17 protein-coding genes and 1 pseudogene are annotated in these 18401 nt (G+C 60.4%); 14 read left to right on the top strand and 4 right to left on the bottom strand.

Annotated features, from left to right (window positions below; genetic code table 11):
- Positions 1-125: 125 nt before the first annotated feature.
- From QFZ70_RS01395 to QFZ70_RS01420, 6 genes are all read left to right on the top strand, one after another.
- Positions 126-1193 (top strand): LacI family DNA-binding transcriptional regulator, encoded by a 1068-nt coding sequence (locus QFZ70_RS01395; RefSeq protein ID WP_307093742.1) that lies wholly within the window; start codon positions 126-128, stop codon positions 1191-1193.
- Positions 1194-1586: 393 nt separating this feature from the next.
- Positions 1587-3029: an APC family permease gene (locus QFZ70_RS01400; protein ID WP_307093743.1), complete on the top strand. Its 1443-nt coding sequence runs from the start codon at positions 1587-1589 to the stop codon at positions 3027-3029.
- Between the two features lie 1047 nt (positions 3030-4076).
- On the top strand, positions 4077-4853 hold the full coding sequence (locus tag QFZ70_RS01405) for an amino acid ABC transporter ATP-binding protein (protein WP_307097765.1): 777 nt from the start codon (positions 4077-4079) through the stop codon (positions 4851-4853).
- Entirely contained in the window at positions 4850-5503 is a 654-nt protein-coding gene (locus QFZ70_RS01410; RefSeq protein ID WP_307093744.1) for an amino acid ABC transporter permease, read from the top strand. Before QFZ70_RS01405 ends, QFZ70_RS01410 begins: the two co-directional genes overlap by 4 nt.
- Complete coding sequence (locus QFZ70_RS01415; protein WP_307093745.1) at positions 5500-6156, top strand: amino acid ABC transporter permease; 657 nt, start codon at positions 5500-5502, stop codon at positions 6154-6156. Before QFZ70_RS01410 ends, QFZ70_RS01415 begins: the two co-directional genes overlap by 4 nt.
- A gap of 34 nt (positions 6157-6190) precedes the next feature.
- Entirely contained in the window at positions 6191-7039 is an 849-nt protein-coding gene (locus QFZ70_RS01420) for an ABC transporter substrate-binding protein (protein WP_307093746.1), read from the top strand.
- A gap of 564 nt (positions 7040-7603) precedes the next feature.
- On the opposite strand, the gene QFZ70_RS01425 is transcribed toward QFZ70_RS01420, so the two are convergent.
- Entirely contained in the window at positions 7604-7768 is a 165-nt protein-coding gene (locus QFZ70_RS01425) for a hypothetical protein (protein ID WP_307093747.1), read from the bottom strand.
- A 219-nt stretch (positions 7769-7987) separates the two neighbouring features.
- On the opposite strand from QFZ70_RS01425, the gene QFZ70_RS01430 reads away from it, so the two are divergent.
- Both QFZ70_RS01430 and QFZ70_RS01435 read left to right on the top strand, forming a co-directional pair.
- A complete protein-coding gene (locus tag QFZ70_RS01430) occupies positions 7988-9214 on the top strand; it encodes a GAF domain-containing sensor histidine kinase (RefSeq protein ID WP_307093748.1) in 1227 nt (408 codons plus the stop codon).
- 224 nt (positions 9215-9438) lie between these two features.
- On the top strand, positions 9439-9642 hold the full coding sequence (locus tag QFZ70_RS01435) for a cold-shock protein (protein ID WP_104046164.1): 204 nt from the start codon (positions 9439-9441) through the stop codon (positions 9640-9642).
- A 408-nt stretch (positions 9643-10050) separates the two neighbouring features.
- Here QFZ70_RS01435 and QFZ70_RS01440 read toward each other — a convergent pair whose 3' ends face one another.
- Positions 10051-10530 carry a hypothetical protein gene (locus QFZ70_RS01440; RefSeq protein WP_307093749.1) on the bottom strand — a complete coding sequence of 160 codons (480 nt, stop codon included), beginning with the start codon at positions 10528-10530 and terminating at the stop codon, positions 10051-10053.
- A 91-nt stretch (positions 10531-10621) separates the two neighbouring features.
- Positions 10622-10930: pseudogene (locus tag QFZ70_RS18910) on the bottom strand (hypothetical protein); the annotation flags it as partial.
- A gap of 91 nt (positions 10931-11021) precedes the next feature.
- Here QFZ70_RS18910 and QFZ70_RS01445 point away from each other — a divergent pair.
- From QFZ70_RS01445 to QFZ70_RS01460, 4 genes are all read left to right on the top strand, one after another.
- The gene (locus QFZ70_RS01445; RefSeq protein ID WP_307093750.1) at positions 11022-11507 is read left to right on the top strand and encodes a pyridoxamine 5'-phosphate oxidase family protein; all 486 of its coding nucleotides are present in this window, start codon (positions 11022-11024) and stop codon (positions 11505-11507) included.
- Between the two features lie 142 nt (positions 11508-11649).
- Complete coding sequence (locus tag QFZ70_RS01450; RefSeq protein WP_307093751.1) at positions 11650-12111, top strand: pyridoxamine 5'-phosphate oxidase family protein; 462 nt, start codon at positions 11650-11652, stop codon at positions 12109-12111.
- Between the two features lie 78 nt (positions 12112-12189).
- The gene (locus tag QFZ70_RS01455) at positions 12190-12672 is read left to right on the top strand and encodes a pyridoxamine 5'-phosphate oxidase family protein (RefSeq protein ID WP_307093752.1); all 483 of its coding nucleotides are present in this window, start codon (positions 12190-12192) and stop codon (positions 12670-12672) included.
- Between the two features lie 942 nt (positions 12673-13614).
- Positions 13615-14493 carry a universal stress protein gene (locus tag QFZ70_RS01460; protein ID WP_307093753.1) on the top strand — a complete coding sequence of 293 codons (879 nt, stop codon included), beginning with the start codon at positions 13615-13617 and terminating at the stop codon, positions 14491-14493.
- Positions 14494-14582: 89 nt separating this feature from the next.
- Here the strand turns inward: QFZ70_RS01460 and QFZ70_RS01465 are convergent, their stop codons facing one another.
- Positions 14583-16007: an alpha/beta fold hydrolase gene (locus QFZ70_RS01465; RefSeq protein WP_307093754.1), complete on the bottom strand. Its 1425-nt coding sequence runs from the start codon at positions 16005-16007 to the stop codon at positions 14583-14585.
- Between the two features lie 655 nt (positions 16008-16662).
- Between QFZ70_RS01465 and QFZ70_RS01470 the strand changes: the two genes are divergently transcribed.
- Positions 16663-17838, top strand: coding sequence for a DUF6544 family protein (locus tag QFZ70_RS01470; RefSeq protein ID WP_307093755.1), 1176 nt, complete (start codon positions 16663-16665; stop codon positions 17836-17838).
- Between the two features lie 110 nt (positions 17839-17948).
- On the top strand, positions 17949-18383 hold the full coding sequence (locus tag QFZ70_RS01475; protein WP_307093756.1) for a hypothetical protein: 435 nt from the start codon (positions 17949-17951) through the stop codon (positions 18381-18383).
- Positions 18384-18401 lie beyond the last annotated feature (18 nt).

The following is an 18401-nucleotide window of genomic DNA, read 5'->3' on the forward strand; positions in this document are numbered from 1 at the left end:
GGATTCCTCGTCGTTGAGTACTGAAAGTTGATGGAGGCGACCGGTAACGTTTCCGGTGACGTTTCCGATAAAGTTAGACCACCCCGTTTGGTTTGGTCAAGACCTCAATCCCTGGAGAAACGACGATGGCGCAAAAAGTGACCTTGGCTGATGTGTCCCGGGAGGCCGGTGTAGGCATCGCAACGGTGTCCCGGGCAATGGGTGACCACAAAGACGTGAGCCCCGCCACGCGGGACCGCATCCGGACAGTCGCCCGCCAGCTTGGCTATCGCCCCTCTGCGGCAGCGCGCGCGCTTCGACGGGGTGGGTTCCATGTGATCAGCGTGATTGTTCCCGACAACGCCTGGGGCTGGTGGGAACCTGTTGTCCGCAGCGCTTTCGAAACGGCGTCGGCAGCTGGCTACCAGGTGCTGGTCCACCCTGTAGCGGGAGTCGACGGCGGGCTTGCTGCAGTCATCGAAGGGCTCTCCAACGTTCCAACCGAGGGGGTCATCGTTATTAGCGCTCCGGACCAGAAAGCTGTTCGAGAAGCCTGTGATCGCATTGGTATTCCCGGCATCGCAATCGACGACTCCAGCCATGACATTCATTTCCCGTCGATATCGGCTGCCAACTACTCGGGCGCCGCAGACATTACCCGGCACCTCCTTTCGCTGGGAAGATCCCGCATCGCATTCCTTCGTACGCCAGCGGGAAAAACCCGCTCGACACCTGATGGGGAACTCTTTATCCGGGAGCGCGAGCAGGCCTACCGTGATGTTCAGGCCGAGGCGGGCATCCCGATTGATAAAAAACTCATCGTTGAAACCGTCTACGACGAGACCGCCAGCGGTTGTCCCGAACTCGGCCACCTGCTCGACACCAACCAGAGCATTGATGCACTTTTCTGCGCCTTTGACGGGCTTGCCGCGCCAGCCATGCGCGAACTGGCGGCCCGAGGACTCCGTGTTCCCGAAGACGTCGCAGTCGCCGGCTTCGACGACGAGCGAGCCGCCTTGCTCGTCAGTCCCCAACTGAGCACCGTGAGGCAACCCTATGCCGAAATGGGCAGGGCATCTGTCGAACTACTCCTGCAATCACTCGCTGGTGAAAGACCAGAACTCAAGCGCTACGAGTTCGCTACGCGGCTCATCGAACGTGCATCCACTCGATCGCAGCCCCTCTCCGACAGCAAACGTTTCCCCAGGAGATAGCCGGGCGCCGATAGGGAGAATTGGCACTGGCCAGGCGCAGGTATGGGCAGCGGCCCCTGATGAGGGAGCTCTCACGCAGCCTGTCGCCCGCCCCTACGACGGAGAAGCATGGTTGAGCAATAGCCCCCCTTTATGTGTCACGGACATGATGCTGAGCCTCACCCGGGGGCGCAGCGCGGCGTCACGCCCCAGTCCGGCGTTGAGGACAGTGCTGTCCCGCTGTCCCAATAGCTTGTGGAGTTCACGGGCGCTGGGGCAGTACATAGTAAAAGCGCCTATGTGACCATCGCCACAAAGTGCATAACTTGGCAGGGTGTGGATCAAGAAGGCCTTGTTGGAGCCAGCTTGCCGACCCACATGGACCAACTGACATCCACCAGATAGGACGACCTCATGGCCACAATTACGAAAGAGGCTGCGAACGTTCAGGCGGACCTCAAGGGCAATCTTGGTTTATTTCACCTGTTCTTCACCGTGATGGCCTGGAATGCTCCGCTCGTGATCGTGTTTGCGGCAATCCCAATCGTTGTGGGATACGGAAACGGGATCGGGGCCGCCGGCGCGTTTATTATCGCCGGTGTGACAATCGGCTTGTTCGCATTGGGATTTACCCGCATGACAAAGATACTGCCGACGCCCGGGGCCTTCTACGCGTACATCACTGCCGGGTTGGGAAAGAAGCTTGGCCTAGGCTCCGGGCTGCTGACCCTTATCGGCTACTTTGCAGCTTATGCCGGGACGTTCGCCTTCGGAGGTGTCGTATCGAATCAGTTGTTCCACGACACCCTCGGACTCCCCGAACTGCCCTGGTATCTTTGGGGGGTCATCCTATGGTTCCTCGTGGCCATACTCGGTCTCCTGAAGTTCTCACTTTCGGCGACCCTCCTCACCGTGTTCCTCGGGCTTGAGATACTCGTCATCGTCATCTATAACATTGCGGTGTTTATGCAGGGTGGCGCTACTGGGGTCATCTCTGCAGATCCTCTGATTCCCGCCAACTGGGTCAACGGCTCCGTCGCAATGGCGATGCTGTTCGCTATCGGTATGTTCGGCGGGTTCGAGATCACAGCGCTGTTCCGTTCCGAGGTTCGGAACCCATCTCGGACGGTACCGGTTGCGACCTACATGGTGGTTATTGTTGCGACGCTCATGTATGCGGTCACGTCTTGGGCATTTGTGAACGCGGCCGGAATCAATGACGCTGTTGTGCAGGCCGCAGGTGACCCCACTGGAACAATGCACGCGACCTTCCTGACCTTCGGCGGGAAGCTACTGTCCGATATCTCCTCGGTACTCGTCTTCACGAGCACGTTCGCCGTGATTCTCGCGGGGCACAACATCGTCTCCCGCTATCTCTTCAATCTCGGCGCCGATGGCATCCTGCCCAAGCAACTGAGCATGGTTCACGCTAAGCAGGGTTCTCCCTACCGGGCTTCGCTTGCGGCCAGCCTCGCCTGTTTGGTGGTCAATATTGCGGCGGTCTTGGCGAACGTAGATCCGGTGGCGTTTTACGCGGCGATGTTAGGCATGACCAGCCTCGTGCTGATTGTGATCCTCTTAATCTGTGATGGTGCCATCCTCGTCTACCTGCATCGACATGGCCGCGACCAGTTCTCCGTCTTCCCGCGGGTAATTGCTCCCAGCGTGGCGGCGGTGGGACTCGGGATTTGCGCGTACCTCGCCATCACGAACTTCAACGCATTGACCGGTGGGTCACAAGCACTATCTACGGCACTTATGGTCTTCCTCGGCGTCGTATTCCTAGGAGGGATCCTGCTTGCCAGTGCGTTTAAGCGGACTAAACCCCAGGTGTACGCCCGGATTGGGCGCCAATAGTCCGTCCCGCGAAGAACCCTATTTTCTCGCCTACGACAGGCTCCCCGGGACGGACTGGGAAGTGTGCGAGAGTACTGGTCATCGTGCTTTGTAGCAATTCTCCCGGGGGTGCATGCGGCCCGCCGTGCCGGCACGGAAATAAGCCCTCCCCGAAGGAGCTGCAACAGCTGTCCCCTGATCGGGCGGCGGCTCCCGGAAAGGCCCGCTAAGCGTTCCTTTTCCGGGAGCCACAAACAGGAGAAGAACACACCAAGACGGCTGGACTTAGGCATGGTGGTGATGTGGGGGAGGGTTGCTGGCGCAGTTCGATGTCCCGAGCCTGGAACTCATCCACGGAATTCCGGCCCACGATCATCCGGAATGTACCCGGCTCAAACTGCCAACCGCCGTCGTAATGCCCAAAGGACTTCGCGGGAACCCGGACTTCAACGCTCTCGGAGCCGCCGGGGCCAGGTGCGTTTCCTGATAACCGGCCAGCCAGCGGACGGGTCGTTTCACCACTGACTCGGGCCGCTCCACGGATGGTGTTTCACCTCTTACGACGTCGTCGTCTAGGGGACGCGGAAGATCGGACGCATCGACTGCCGTCGAACACGGCCACTCGAACGACTAACCGTTAACCAGCCGCGGGTAGTACCGACTAAAAACGGTGGTCCAGGAGAACCTCACCTTTCACACATCTGTGCGCTGATCCGCGACTCAACGGGAGACTCTCCAGAGCTGACGCCGTACGGCAGATTACGGACTATGCACGGACACTGGAACTATTCCGGATGAACCTTGAGAGAGCAAGGAAATTTCCAATTCTACGGGCCCGCGTCGCGGCCTACAGTCTTCTGCTACTAGCAATGTGAGCAATCCCATTCGGTAGGTCCCGAAGCAAAGCGGCTTTCGCAGTTATTCCAGTCGCGGGACCCGTGAGCTTTGTGAGCCTACGGTTTTGCTCATCAATACCACTACCGGCACTGGGCAAGGTGAAGGCGAAAGAACTTACCAGGGCCAAGGTTCAGAGAGTAGACATCAGTGACCAAGCAGGTACCCGTAACCATGAGAGACTCGTCCGCGGCGGCCACCGGTCCCGCAATCAAACTCGAGAGTGTTGAGAAACGATTTGGCGACCACGTCGTCCTGAAGCAGGTGTCCCTTACTGTTGATGAGGGTCAGGTGCTTGCCTTGATCGGCCCCAGCGGTGCAGGCAAGAGCACGCTCCTCAGGTGCATCAACTTGCTTGAGCGACCAACGGCAGGAACGATCACGGTTGACGGCGTGACGGTTCGGACTGACCACAAGATCAGCGCCAGGGAGCTAGCGGCGCTGCGCTCCCGTGTCGGCATGGTTTTCCAGTCATTCAACCTTTTTCCTCACATGACGGCCCTTCGCAACATAGCGCTCCCGCAACAGCGGGTGCTTGGGCGAAGTAAAGAAGAGGCAGAGGAACGAGCACACACGTTGCTCAAACGTGTGGGGCTTGCTGATAAAGCCTTACAGTATCCAGGCCGTTGCTCTGGAGGCCAGCAGCAGCGCATCGCGATTGCCCGAGCCCTGGCACTCGACCCGAAGGTCATGCTCTTCGATGAGCCAACATCGGCCCTCGACCCGGAGCTTGGCCTTGAGGTCCTGAAGGTTATGCGGGAGTTGGCAGACGAGGGTATGACGATGGCTATCGTGACCCACGAGATGCAGTTCGCACGGGACGTAAGCGATCATTTGGTGGTGATGAGTGACGGAGGCATCACAGAGGAAGGCGATCCCCAGGACATCTTCGCTGCTCCTCAGCAGCAGCGAACGCGGGACTTTCTCCGGGCAGTATTGGACCGTCGATGACGGGGAACGTCTGGTCATTCGTGGCCCAGGGAGTGTTTGCCACGGCCCAACTCACGGTCATTGGCTTTGCCCTAGGCGCCGTATTGGGTCTTCCTTTGGTTGTTTTGCGGGCTTCCCAGATAGGTCCCGTCCGCTGGATAGGCAGAGCATTCATTGAGCTGGTTCGGGGTGTCCCCTTGGTTGTCTGGCTTTTTCTCATTTACAACGGCCCGACTCAGTTTGACCCGCGCCTCGGCTCGGTCTTCACTTCCGGTGCTTCCGCCATTGCGGCAATCGGGTTGGTATCAGCCGCTCATATGGCTGAAATTTACCGTGGATCGCTAAAAGCTGTCAGTCAATCCCAGTGGGAAGCTGGTGACGCATTGGGAATGCCCCGGATGGACACAGCAACAAGAGTCATTGGCCCGCAAATGATCCGGGTTGCGGTACCAGCCTCTGCTGCATATGCAGTTGGCCTCATCAAGGACTCATCATTGGCGTCCACCATCGGCGTCTTCGAAATCACCTATTACGCAAACACCGCAGCCGGCTCGACGAGCTCGGCACTGCCGTTCTTTATCGCGGGCGCTTACTACATCGCCCTTACGATCCCTTCAGCATGGGCCGCGCGCCGCCTTGATAACCGGCTTCGTAGAAAGGTTGCCCGATGAATGAGATCTGGAGTGACTTCATGACACACCGTCTCGAACTCATTGATGGCCTCAGCATGAGTATCCGTCTGGCACTTTTGACCTTTGCCATAGGGCTTCCCGCCGGACTCCTGCTGGCGGTCGCTAGTTTCAGCCCAGCCAAGGCAGTCCGCATCATCTCTATCCTTTTGGTCGAGATCGGCCGTGGAACGCCCGCGCTGGTAATGCTGCAGCTCGTTTACTACGGGATCCCCGTCACTTTGACAGGATTCCTCTCAGCAGGAATCGCTCTGGCGCTCACAACTGCCGCTTACACCAGCGAAATCATCCGAGGTGGCCTCCAAGCTGTTCCCGAGGCGGAGATTGAAGCTGGTCATGCCCTTGGTCTCAAAAATTTCCATGTCATGCGTGACATTGTGATTCCTCAAGGCCTTCGAATCGCCGTCCCGCCCCTGCTGGGCTTCTGCATCATCATGTTCCAGGCTACGTCCCTGGCGTTCACGATAGCCGTCCCAGAACTTCTGGCTCAAGCAAGGGCCATCGCGAATGTCAATTTCCACTACTTCAACGTTTTCGTGATCGCCGGCCTTCTCTATGCCGTGATCACGATCCCGGCAAGCCTTCTGACAGACCGGTTGGAACGGAAAATGTCCCGTCATCTTCAACTGCAATAACCCACATACACTGCTAACCCAAGGAGATACACACATGCGTAAAATCACCGCCATTGCAGGGGCCACGCTTCTTGCCGCAACCGCCCTAGCTGGATGTTCCCTGGACTCCAGCAACTCATCAGCGAAAGCCGACTGCACGCCCGCTCATCCAGATCTATCGACCGTCACCAAGGGCGTACTCTCAGTATCCGCAGCTACCCTGCCGCCTTTCACACAGGTGGACGGTACGAAACTTGCAGGAGCAGAAGGCAAGATCTTGGAAAAGATCGCAGCCATGGAATGCCTGACCCTTGCTGCCCAGCCGCTCGACACGGCGTCGGTTATCTCAGCAGCACAAAACGGACGAGTGGATGTCGCGGCCGGCAACTGGTATTGCACGGCAGAACGCGCCAATGCCATGTCGCTGGCGGGCCCCGCCTACGGCGACCAGATCGGAATCCTCTCCTCCACCGGCGCGAAGACCTTCTCGGAGCTCGAAGGAAAAACCGTCGGAACAGTAGACGGCTATCATTGGAACGCCGAGTTCAAGGCCATCTACGGCGCTGGCCTAAAAATTTACCCCAATGCAACGGCAATGATCAGCGATCTCAAGGCCGCGCGTATCGATGTGGCCGTGGACTCCTATGGTTCGGCCAAATACTCCAACGCCCAACACGGTGATAAGTGGACGGTCGAGGTCCCTGAACCCGATGACCGGGTAGCGTCCAGCGTAAATCCTGCCCAAGTTTGCTTCCCCGTTCCGAAGGGGAACGCGGCGTTAGCCAAAGCGATAAAGGAAGATCTCGAGACGCTTCGTTCCGACGGAAGCCTGGCAAATATTTTGGGAGAAAATGGACTGGACCGTTCAGCTGCAGATGTCCAAGAACTCAAATTGATTAGCTGATCTGCCAGGCTGCGACAAATGCTTCTTACGGCGGCGGCGAGGGCGATGAGGGCATCTAGCTAGTTGACACTGCACCAAGTGCCCTGCCGACGCTCGCGGCCAGCAGGGCACGTCTGCATCAGAACACAATGAGAAAGCCGCTCCCAGCTCGTTTTCAACTGGCCGATAAGGAGATTTCGTCAAGATAGGCGACAGACGCAGGGGGATCCTGAGTCGCTCCTCCAGGTCAGCCCGAGCATCCGAAAGGTGTCGCGGATGGCGTCGCTGTCGTGATGGATTTCCTCGGACCTGTTTCCCGGAGCTGGGCTGACGGGTGGGTTACCTGGCCGTTCGAAGATTGCCCAGAGCTGTAGGTCATCGCCGTGGCGGGAGCGAATGTAACTCCGTCGAGGTCTGTCGCTTCGTAGATCCAGGCGGCGATTGCCTGGGTCAGTTGGCGCGGCCGGGCGTCCTTTAGGGCAGCGGCGTCCAGGTCTGCCAAGCCGAGACTGAGGGCTGTTCCAATGAAGTGCGGTTACAGGACTGCGATGGAGCTGGAGTCGGTGACGGCGCGGCAGGTGCCGCTCAGTTCGGCTGAGGTCGCAGCGCGGGCGTCGAGCCATCCCCGGGGACCTGTCCGGCAGAGACGGTGGGGTGCAGTACTGCGTCTTCATCGTCTTCAACGATCTCGTCCAGCTCCATGGCAAGCCTGGCGTCGCGGCGAAACCGGCCCGCACCTAGAGCAGGCATGCCTGCAGCGATGGCAGGAAAGAGTTCTTTGCAGGCACTCCCCTGCCTATTTTCGTTCGCCGATAACCGGCCTTCTGTAAAGTTCAAGCGGGCTCGGCCTAGTGCTCTGCTTCCTGATCTCGTTCAGGTTGGTTGTATTCCAACTGCAGTGTCATCTTCGAGGCCAGCTCTCCGGGGACCGGTATGATCCCGAGGAAGTCTTAACGATCTGGGGGTTCAATGACAAGTGCAGCAGGACGGTTAACTTTCAGCAATGACATCAGCCGTGACCTCGAACTGCTGGAGTACGGCCTCGACCCGTCCCTGGACACCCCACTGCTGCCCAACGCGGCCGTGATGAATGCACTCCAGAATCTGGTCCGGTTGGCCACGCAGCTGTGCGGTGCCCCGTTTGGCGTCGTTAACATCATCAGCGCCGGGCACCAGCATCAGATCGGGGCGTGGGGAGTGAACCCCGGAGTATGCTCCCGCGAGGATTCCATGTGCGCCAAAGTCTTCCTGTCCCGGGAAAAGACGGTCGTCCCGGACGCTTCCCGGGATCCCCGTTTTGCGGACAGTCCCTTTGTGACCGGTGAGATCGGCAGGGTGCGTTTCTACGCCTCGGTTCCCCTGGAAACCGAGTCCGGGTTCGTGCCTGGCACACTGTGTGTCTTTTCCGAAACTGCCCAAGAGCTGAACCCTGCGCAGGTGGACATGCTGGAGGTCCTGGCAAGGCAGGTCGTGGAGCTGTTGGAGCTGCAGCACCGGACCGCCCAGCTCGACAGGGCATACGTCGAGCTGGAAGAGAGCAACGCCCGGCTCGCTGGTTTCGCCGGCCGGGTCAGTCATGACCTGCGCAGTCCGTTGACCACGATGCTCGGCTATCTGGAATTGCTGCAGGACGACCCCAAGATAAATGCTGTCCCAGGCGCCGCCGAAGATCTGGACATGATTGGCGCGTCCGGGCGCCGAATGCTCGCGATGCTCGAAGACGTCCTGACCTATTCCCGTGTCGGTGGCCGCGTCCAGCCGGAAAACGTTTCGCTCCAGGCGGCGGCCGATGAAGCAATGTGGGATCTTGGCATCGCCGACCAAAACATCGTTGAGGTGCAGGAGCTAACCGTTTACGCCGACCGGGTGCAGTTGCGCGCGCTGTTGCAGAACCTGCTGTCCAATGCGATGAACTACCGCAGCGACCACCGGGGCCTTCAGATTCGTATCAGTGGAGTCTCCAACTACCACGGTTCCACTGTCTTAGTCGCAGACAATGGCAAGGGCATCGCACCGGAAGACCGGTCGAAAGTCCTGGAGCCACTGGTTCGGCTCCATCGTGACGGCGACGGTCCCGGCACCGGCCTGGGTCTGGCTACATGCAGCACCATTGCCAAAGCCCACGGCGGTGACCTCATGCTTTCCGAAACCCCGGGAGGCGGAACCACCGTCGCTGTCAGCTTTCCTGCCGCCTAATCCTCAAGTTTTGGAAGAAAAGCAGTAAGCGGAACACCCCTAGGTTCTTTCCAAAACCGCACTCGAGGTCAGGCTGCCGCAACCTCGTGTGGCCGCCCTCCGGGAGTCCCGCCTTTGACCATCCTCTTGCCCGCCCCACTGCTGCCACATAGGCTCATGGGGTGAGTGGCGGGGACGGCAATCTGAAAAGCGGATCCGGCCCGCGACCCTTGAAGGAAACAAGCATGGCAACAGGTACAGTCAAGTGGTTCAACGCCGAGAAGGGCTTTGGTTTCATCGCCCCCGACGACGGAAGCGCTGACGTGTTCGCACACTTTTCGGCAATCGCATCCAGTGGTTACCGCTCCCTCGACGAGAACCAGAAGGTTCAGTTCGACGTCACCCAGGGCCCTAAGGGTCCGCAGGCGGAGAACATTCAGCCGCTCTAAGCGGTTGTCGAAAAGCTGACCGGCACAAGCCGGTCAGCTTTTTTGTTCCCACAATCCATGGCAGCTAAGGCCGCAGTACTTTGCCTATGGCGGTTCAAAGCGTACCTGCACGGCATGTATGAGTTGAGCTCATTTCACCTGGATATTTTCGCCGTGGCAGTTGACGAAACACCCCCTGAGCGGACCCAACGGCTTTGAACAGATGCCTTTTGAGGCTCCAGGCAGACCTACTCCTGTTGGGGGTGGCGTCAGGAGGCGCCCCGCAGCGCCCGCCAAACACTGCACACGTGGACATTTCCTCCCCCAAATACGAAGGAAATGCATTTTAGTGCCATTCGGCAAAGAGTGGTTCGGGGCATGCGCGGTCCTAGCCGACATCGGCGCTACCCCAAGGGACGCAGGGCCCGGCTACCGATACCAGCCCACGGAGCGGTCGAAACTCGTAGCCAAGGCTCCTGTCCCTGGGGCGTCGCCCCCGCCTGCCGGAAAGAAGATGGCCCCAAATTGAGCACCTTGGGCTTCGATCCGTTCCCGCGCCCAAACCTTGGCGTCCTCTATGTCCTTCGATGGGATGCTTTCCCGGGTGGTGCTACCGGGGCTGTGACGGATGTCCAACTGGTAAGCACCTGCTTGGGAAGCCCCGGCATGGCGGCCCGGGTCGCCCTCGTCCCTCCTGCTGATCATTACCTGCGCCGAGGCATGGAGAATCGATGGGTCCTTGGTATCACCGCCGTCTGCCTGCTGTTCTATACGCAGGCGTGAGACCACGCTTTCCACGGTGTCGTCAGGAGTGAGCACGTAAGTGGATCCGCTGACATCAGCTTCTGAACCCCCGAGACTCTTCAAGTAACGCATAAATTGTTCGGAGCTGGACTGCCTGGAGTTCATGCACCCTCCCTGAGGGTAATTGCGCGGCGGATGCCGACCCACCCAACACTAGACCCCAGGACGCATTTGCGCCGGGGCCGGCCTGAAGTATTTAAGCACACCTGCTAATGGGTAGTTGTGGGCCACCAGATTTACTTCTCGACGCCGGTGCCTGAACCAATTCCAAACGCTGCGGGGAACTGAAGGTCAGGTCCAGGTCCCCAACGACCGGGTGATGAACTTGTTTTTGATCCGGAGAGGGTGGAGCCGTACGTCGTGTCCAGAGCGTGCGGAAGTCGTCACTACGGGAGGCGAGTTCTCCGATACGGTCGCTGAGGTCCCGGTCATAGGGTGCCCGGCCTGCAGCGCTGCGAAGTAGCGCTGTCGTTGGTCGGGCTGAGTCGTCCCAGTTTCGGTATAAGTTCCTGGAACGGGCTTTTCGCCCTTTCCGCCGCTGTGACCCCGGTAGGACGGCCCTACTGTAGAGATGGTCCTGTGTGTAGGCTCAGCCCATGGATACTGCAGAGCCAGGACCAATAACTGACAATCTCAGCGTGCATGATTGCTGGAAGTACCTTCGCTCGGTGTCTGTCTGCCGGGTCGCTGTGCTGAGCGGGGACAGGCCGGACATCTTTCCCGTGAATTACGTGCCCAACTACGGGACCATCATCTTCCGGACGGGCCCGGGAACCAAGCTGGATGCGCTGCTGGCATCACCTGTGATCGTGTTGGAAGCGGACGGGCTGAACCGTTACGGCACGATCGCTTGGAGTGTTGTGATCAAGGGACAGGCTGAGGTCGTATCCGAACGCGAAGAGCTTCAGGAAGCTGTCGAGGCAGGCTTGTCACCGTGGCAGCCGGGCGTCAAAGACAACCTCGTCCGGGTGACTCCGGTAGAAGTCAGTGGCCGCCGATTTGTTATCAGCTCGCCATCAGAGTGGTGGCCACCCCTTGCCTCAATTTCTTCCGAGCACGAAGACGTCGGTGAAACGAGGTGAGGTGTCAGGTCAGAGGCGTCTGCTTCTCGGCTCGGTAAGTTCCACTTGCGTCGCACACGCTTATTTGTCCAGTACTCGACGTTCACAACCAAGAGCAACACCTGATTCAGCCCAAGTCGTGCACAGAACCCCGAGGTACTTTATGAACGGTTTACCCAATGACAGCAAGCTCACCTTCGATCAATGCTGGGAGCTGTTGGCTTCGTCCGTTGTTGGACGGCTGGCCCTTGTCGTGAACGGGCACCCCGAAATTTTTCCGGTGAATTTCGTGCTCGAACGCCGGAGCCTCGTGTTCCGGACTGCCCCAGGGACAAAGCTGTGGGAATCCACGAAACAGGGGCCTGCTGCCTTTGAAATTGACGGTTACGAACTCGCAACCCAGGAAGCGTGGAGCGTCATCGTAAGGGGTACCACCTCTCTGATTCAGGACCCGGACGAACAAGCCGCCGTTGACACCCTCGGCCTGGAACCGTGGGAGCCCGGAACAAAACCCCACTACGTCCGGCTGTCCCCGCAAGCCCTGACTGGCCGGCGGTTCAAAGTCAACGCACCAGACGTATGGAACACCCGGACCAATGATCAGCGCCGCGCCTCATTCGAGTAGTTCCCTGCCTGTACCTGCAAGTGCGCACCTGATGCAGCCCACTGGTGCGGGTGACTCTGCCCGCGTAGGCTCAGGTCCATGACCAACCAGCCCACTGCTTCCGGGGTGCCTTCGCCGGTAGAGAACCTTCAATCCCAGCAGTGCTGGGAGCTCTTGCGGCAGGTATCCGTTGGCCGGCTAGCCGTGTGGATTGATGACCACCCCGACATCTTCCCGCTGAACTACATTGTGGACCACGGCAGCGTCGTCTTTCGGACAGGCGAAGGATCTAAACTTAGCGGCGCCCTGGGTGAAACCCCGGTGGCTTTGGAGGCCGACGGTGTCGACGCCGCTTCCGGTGTGGCCTGGAGCGTTGTGGTCAAAGGCAAAGCCGCCGCCCTGACCCGGACAGAGGACATTCTTGATTCCGCGTCCCTGCACCTGTTCCCCTGGCAGGCCGGTCAAAAAGACCACTTCGTCCGAATAACCCCGGACACAATTACCGGCAGACGCTTTCAGGTAACACCACCGCTGACGTGGTGGACACAGCTAAGCGGTGCTGTACACACATCCCCAGAGTAGGCCGAGCTGCGCCTCCCCGCAGAACTACGTGTGGCGTGCCCGCCTAAGCTACAGCTCATGCCTTACGTAAAGCGCAAGGCTATCTCTGCTGCTATTCCTTCCCCCCGACGCGTACGGTGCAGCATGGCGAGGGGCCTCAGCCCCCGTTAACCTCGGCTCTAGATTTCTCCGGCGGCGTGAAACCCCGGGGGTGTGCCACTTGAACCTGCCCAGCCGACCGACCACTATTCATCGATGTTCCGGGAGCTACAACCGCCGGAACGGCGGCCGCGAAGCATTTCTGCAGATCCAGCGAGGGACGTTGGTGGCGTGCGGGGTGGCGCTGACGGCGGTAACTAGAGCTGCATTCATTGCCATGGCTTCTCGAGGACGCAGCATCATGGCGGCCTGCCCAGCGGAACCGCCGACTGCTTGACGGCTCCAAAGGAGCCCGGACCGGCGTTCAGGTGGCCTGGTGCTGCTCGAGACCACCACCAAACGGAGACGTTTCAGCGTCACCATTAGGGCGGCTCTATTGCAGCATGCGCCTTAACCAGCTCAATAGCGAACCGGACCCCGTACCTGGACCACGAAACCGCCGCCACGACAGCGGCACCATCATTGATTAGCCTACGAGTGCTCCTGCTCTCCGGCCTGGCACCTCGCCCGGCGCCAGCATCGGGGATGGCACCCAGCTGTAGGCATTTGGATTCGCGAGGCGGCCACAAGCCACTGGTCCTATCCCCTCGTGCATAGGCAATGGACTGGTTCTCGAAAACGATGGATACCGAGAAGGGCCTGAGTGGAGGAGCCGTCAGGCTTCCTGGCTGCGAAGGCCGGGTAGTTTAACCGTTTCGGGCGCGGCGTGCGGTTGGCAGCTCTGCTCTGAGTGACGCACAGTACTCTTTGAGGACACGCCAGCGGTTCAGTCACCGAGTGTGAAGACCGGACAAGGGAGATACCGTGCAGGAGTCCAAGAGCGTCGTGGTCGGCTATGACGGATCGGCCCAGGCAGCACAGGCGGTCCGGTGGGCGGCGGTTCAGGCGGCCCTGCGCAGCCGTCCCTTGCATCTGGTGCATTGCTCGGTGTGGCCTGAGCTGACTGACGACCTCGGCCCGGTTCCCGGCGTCGAGGGCAGTGGACTGGCCCGGTCCGCTGAAGTCACAGTCGAAGAGGGTGTGGCACATGCAGAGCAGGCCGCGCCGGGGGTGGAAGTCAGAACGAGCCTTCTGATCGGTTGGCCCAGGGAACAACTGCCCAAAGTTTCCGTCGGCGAGGAACTGTTGGTCGTTGGAAGCCGCGGCATCGGCGGTTTTCTCGGCCTGTTGGTCGGGTCCGTAAGTCTGGACATGGCAGCCACCGCTGCATGTCCAGTTGCCGTGATCAGATCCGACGAAAACCCTGACGGGCCGGTCGTCGTCGCTATCGACCATTCAGGTGCTACGGCTGCACTCGAGGATGCCTGCACCGTGGCCGCCGCGACGGGAGCGACGCTGGTGATTGTTCACGTCCAGCACGTCCCCGCTGGCTACAGATTGCTTCGGGACCCGGTCGACGTTCACCCTTCAGCGCAGTCGCTTCTGGACTCAGCGGTCGGTACTGCCCGTGAGCTGGCGCCGGGAATTACCGTCGAAAGCCGGCTGTTCACCGATACCTCCGTCGCTCGGGCCGTCCTGACTGCGTCCGAAGGTGCACGCCTCACCGTCGTGGGGACCAAGGGCTACGGGCTCATCAAAGGCACTATCGGTTCGACGGCCCATGCGGTCCTGCACCACGCCAACGGTCCAGTTCTCATTTCCCGGCGCAACACCACCGGGCAGGACATCCAGGACGAGCCGTAAACAGCACGTCCCAATAAAAGTTCGTGACCGCAGCCCAGAGCCCAGTGCTGAGTCACCTCCGGGGAGTAAGCAGACGCAGCCTGCTTCCCTCAGGAGCGTGGAGTTTGTGGCAGCACGGTGTTGGTCATGTATTCGACGAATTCGGCGGGTTGTTCAAAGAGCGGCCGGTGCCCCGAGGTGGCCAGCACCGTGACGTCCTTGCTTGGTGCGTCAAGCATCGCAAACCATTGCTGAAATGGTCCGGAGCGGCCGGGCGCTTCGTGGGCCCCCTGTGCAAAATATACGGGCACTTCAAGTCTGGTCGCGGTCACCCGGAAGTCGATGTCCTGGAACTGCGGGTACATCACGGCAAAGGTGTCCATGAACGCGCCGAGCAGGTGGACCTGGTCTGTGAGGGTGTACTCGGGGACGAGGAAGTTCTCCGAGAACCCGCCTACTCCCTCTGAGTTGGCAGAGCGGTCGTACGGGTATACCTGCGGTTCGTGGGACAGCGCGGTTTCGTAGTCGAGCATGTTCTCGTAGGGTGGCTGGCCGATCTGATTCAGCTTCTGGACCAGCGCGGTGTCGCCGGTCCTGCCAGCCCAGGCGAGCGTGTCCTGGTAAAAAATTCGGTCTGTTTCCAAGGGACTGACCATCTGCCCGGTGCCGATGAAGGCATGGTAGAGCATTGGGGCTTCCTGGATGGCGAGGATTCCCGGGATGGTCCCGCCTGACTGGCCCATCAGATAGATCCGGTCCTGGTGGAAGCGGTCACGCAGGTAGTTGGTGACGGCAATGGTGTCCGCGACGGAACCGGCCAGGGTGAGCGAGGTGGCGGGGTCGAGTTCCGGGTAGGAGGTGCCGGTGCCCCGTTGGTCCACAATGGCGACGACAAAGGACTCTTCCAATTCCGGGAGGTGGTTGCGCATGGCGCCGCGTTCGGAGCCGCCCGGTCCACCTGCAAGGAACAGCAAGACGGGCTTTTCGGTACTCATCCCACGCAGCATCAGGCCCAGGTTCTTCCCTCCGGCTTCCACCGTGGTCAATTCATTGATACTGCCGACAACCGGCCTGGCGTCGGCGGCGAGCAAGGGCGCGGTAGTGGGCGGGCGGGCAATCAACGCGGCCAGCGCAATGAGCGCCACCGCCGTGAGCCCGGCGACGCCGCGGCGAATGTATAGTCCGGCGCTTGCACGTTCTGGTGCTGAGAGCCTTCGTGCCGTTCCGGCTCCCATCGCTGCGCCGAGAACCATCGGAGTCAGGCCGATGAGCGTGTGGAAGACTCGTCCCACAACCAGCGCGAAGATGCCGTAGGGGCTTGTATGAATTCCGTCAACGGTGGGCCCGTCGGTTCCAAGCCGGGCAAGTTCATAGACCGCCGCGGCCACTGTCGGAGCTGCAAGCATGGCCCAACGCGATCGAAGGACGAACCCTGCGACGACGCCCACTGCCAGGCCTATGCCCATGGTGCTGAGGGCTTCGGCAGTGGTCAGGGGGCCGCGGGGAATCCACCACCCCGCGAGGAGCCCCCCCACCCGCCAGTCGTGGCCAGCACGGCGGCCGTACCGATACGGCGATCGGCCCAGACCCTGGTAATGCTGCGCGGGATGGCTTGGTTGGTCATGATGAGCTTCTTCCCTGGGGGAACTGCGGCCGCCCTGCATCCTTGGTTCGGTGTGAAGCCGGCCCTCCGAGAGCATTGGCAGGGGCAGGAATGCGGACCAGATGATGCACGAGTTGTCGCTGACGGCGAAGACGAAGGCGGGAGGTTTGCTGGGCCTTTGCCGGCAGCGGCCGACCCTTGAGTGGAAGCGGCAACCCGAAAGGGAGTGAGTTGCAGCCCGTACGGGGCAACCCGTGCGTGCTAGGCAGGGAGCTGGCGGGCCCTTGAGGTGTCTGAGTCCGGTCTTCACAGCATACGGCCCTTAGCCCCGCATGCGTCCGTTGTCGTACACACCTCGGGCGGGAAACGGCAGCTGTGCCTAGTGGCCTGCCCCGGTAATCCTCCTGCCGGCTATGGACAGGGGGGAGTAGGCTCAAAGCATCAGCCTGACGCACTGGTTGCAACCTCTCGGTGTCTTGATCGCCCTGCTTGCTTCGTGTCTACTTTCGCCGCTGACCGCACCGGCGAACACCTTGTCTCGGTACATTCCGTAGCCGCCGCGCACAATGAACGCTAGGAGTCAGCCCGTGCCACAACCCCCGCGTGCTCATCATCGGACCAGGCCGCATAAGAACGTTGCCGTAAAAGTCGCCTTTGCGGCCGTCCTCGGCGCCCACGGGCTTATCCATCTGCTGGGAGCCGCCAAGGGCCTGGGGTTCGCCGCCGTTCCGGAACTGTCGCAGCAGATATCCTTACCGCTGGGTGTTCTGTGGTTAGTTGCGGCGGCACTTCTCCTGGCCGGTTCGGTGAGCATTTTCGTGCAGCCCAAGAGATGGTGGGTGCCGGCTGTGGTGGGCATCGTCCTCTCCCAGGTGGTGATCATTACGTCCTGGGCCGACGCCGCCTACGGGACAATCGCCAACCTGATCCTGTTCGTCGGCGTCGTTTTTGGTTATCTCTCCGACGGGCCCCACAGCTTCCACGCCCAATACGACCAGGACGTCAGGCACGGCCGCGCCCGTTACGTCCGGCCGCCGGCACTTACCGAGGCAGACCTGGCCGGGATCCCTGACGTTGTGCAACGCTATGTTCGTCTCAGCGGCGCTGTGGGCCTGCCGAAAGTGCAGAACTTCTCAGCCCGCTATCACGGACAGATCCGCAGCGGTCCGTCCGCGCCCTGGATGCCTTTTACCGGTCGGCAAAGCAACTTTTACGACCGGCCATCACGCCTGTTCCTCATGGACGCCTCTCGGGCCGGAATCCCGTTCCAGGCGTTCCATCGGTTCATCGGACCATCCGCAACGATGCGGGTGAAACTCGCATCAGCGGTGACGGTAGTCGATGCTAAAGGCCCGGAAATGGACGAGGCAGAGACGGTGACGTTGTTCAATGACCTTTGCGTGTTCGCACCAGGGGCGCTGGCGGATCCCGGCATCCAGTGGCGCGAAATCAATCCACTCACCGTCAGCGCAACCTTCACCAACCGAAGCCATAGCATTACTGCGGCTTTATCGTTCAATGACCACGGGGAACTAGTGGATTTCGCCGCGGACGGGCGCGGGGCCAGGACCGTGGACGGAAAGTCGTTCACGAAGATGCCGTGGTCAACCCCGCTCAGTAACTATCGACAGTACGGCCCGCACCGGATCATGGAACGCGGCGAAGGGATCTGGCACGCCCCCGCCGGAGACTACTCCTATCTGCGTTTCATCCTCGACTCGATCGAGTACAACGTGGCCCCACTGCCCAGCGGAAACCGCTGATGAGTTCGCCGCTGGTCCGACAAACAGGCCCATTCCGAGAAAAGGCGCCTCCGCGCTGGAACTGGCCGGCGATGGTGCGGAACAGGTTCTGGCTAATCGTACCGATCCTAGTGCTGGACCTTGCCCTCACCGGCCATCTCCCGCCTCCCCTTGCCCCCACCAGCGTGGCTCCGGTAATCCCGGTCTGGCTGGAACTGAGCGAGACTGTTTTGCGGGTCGCGGTCCTGGGTGCCCCATTGCTGATGCCCCTTTCCTTGCGGGCGCCTACCTCCCGGCCCGTGTTTGCTGTCTCCCTGGTGGGCCTGGGCGCATACACCGCAGCCTGGGCGGCAGTCGTCTGGGCACCAACGAGTACCTGGAGTACCAGCCTCATCGGCTTCACGGCATTGGCGTGGACCTCAATCATCTTGTTCGTCGGTATCGCTTTGCAGTCAACAATGCGTTTCATCCCCCGATACCGGCCGTGGATGTATCTAAGCGCCGCACTCCTCTTCGCCGTCGTGCACACACTTCCTATGGCGCTGATGTGGGACTCGTATTACTGAGGCCGGGTCCGGTCATGA

It is taken from the genome of Arthrobacter sp. V1I9, assembly GCF_030817075.1.
Taxonomy (GTDB): Bacteria; Actinomycetota; Actinomycetes; order Actinomycetales; family Micrococcaceae; genus Arthrobacter.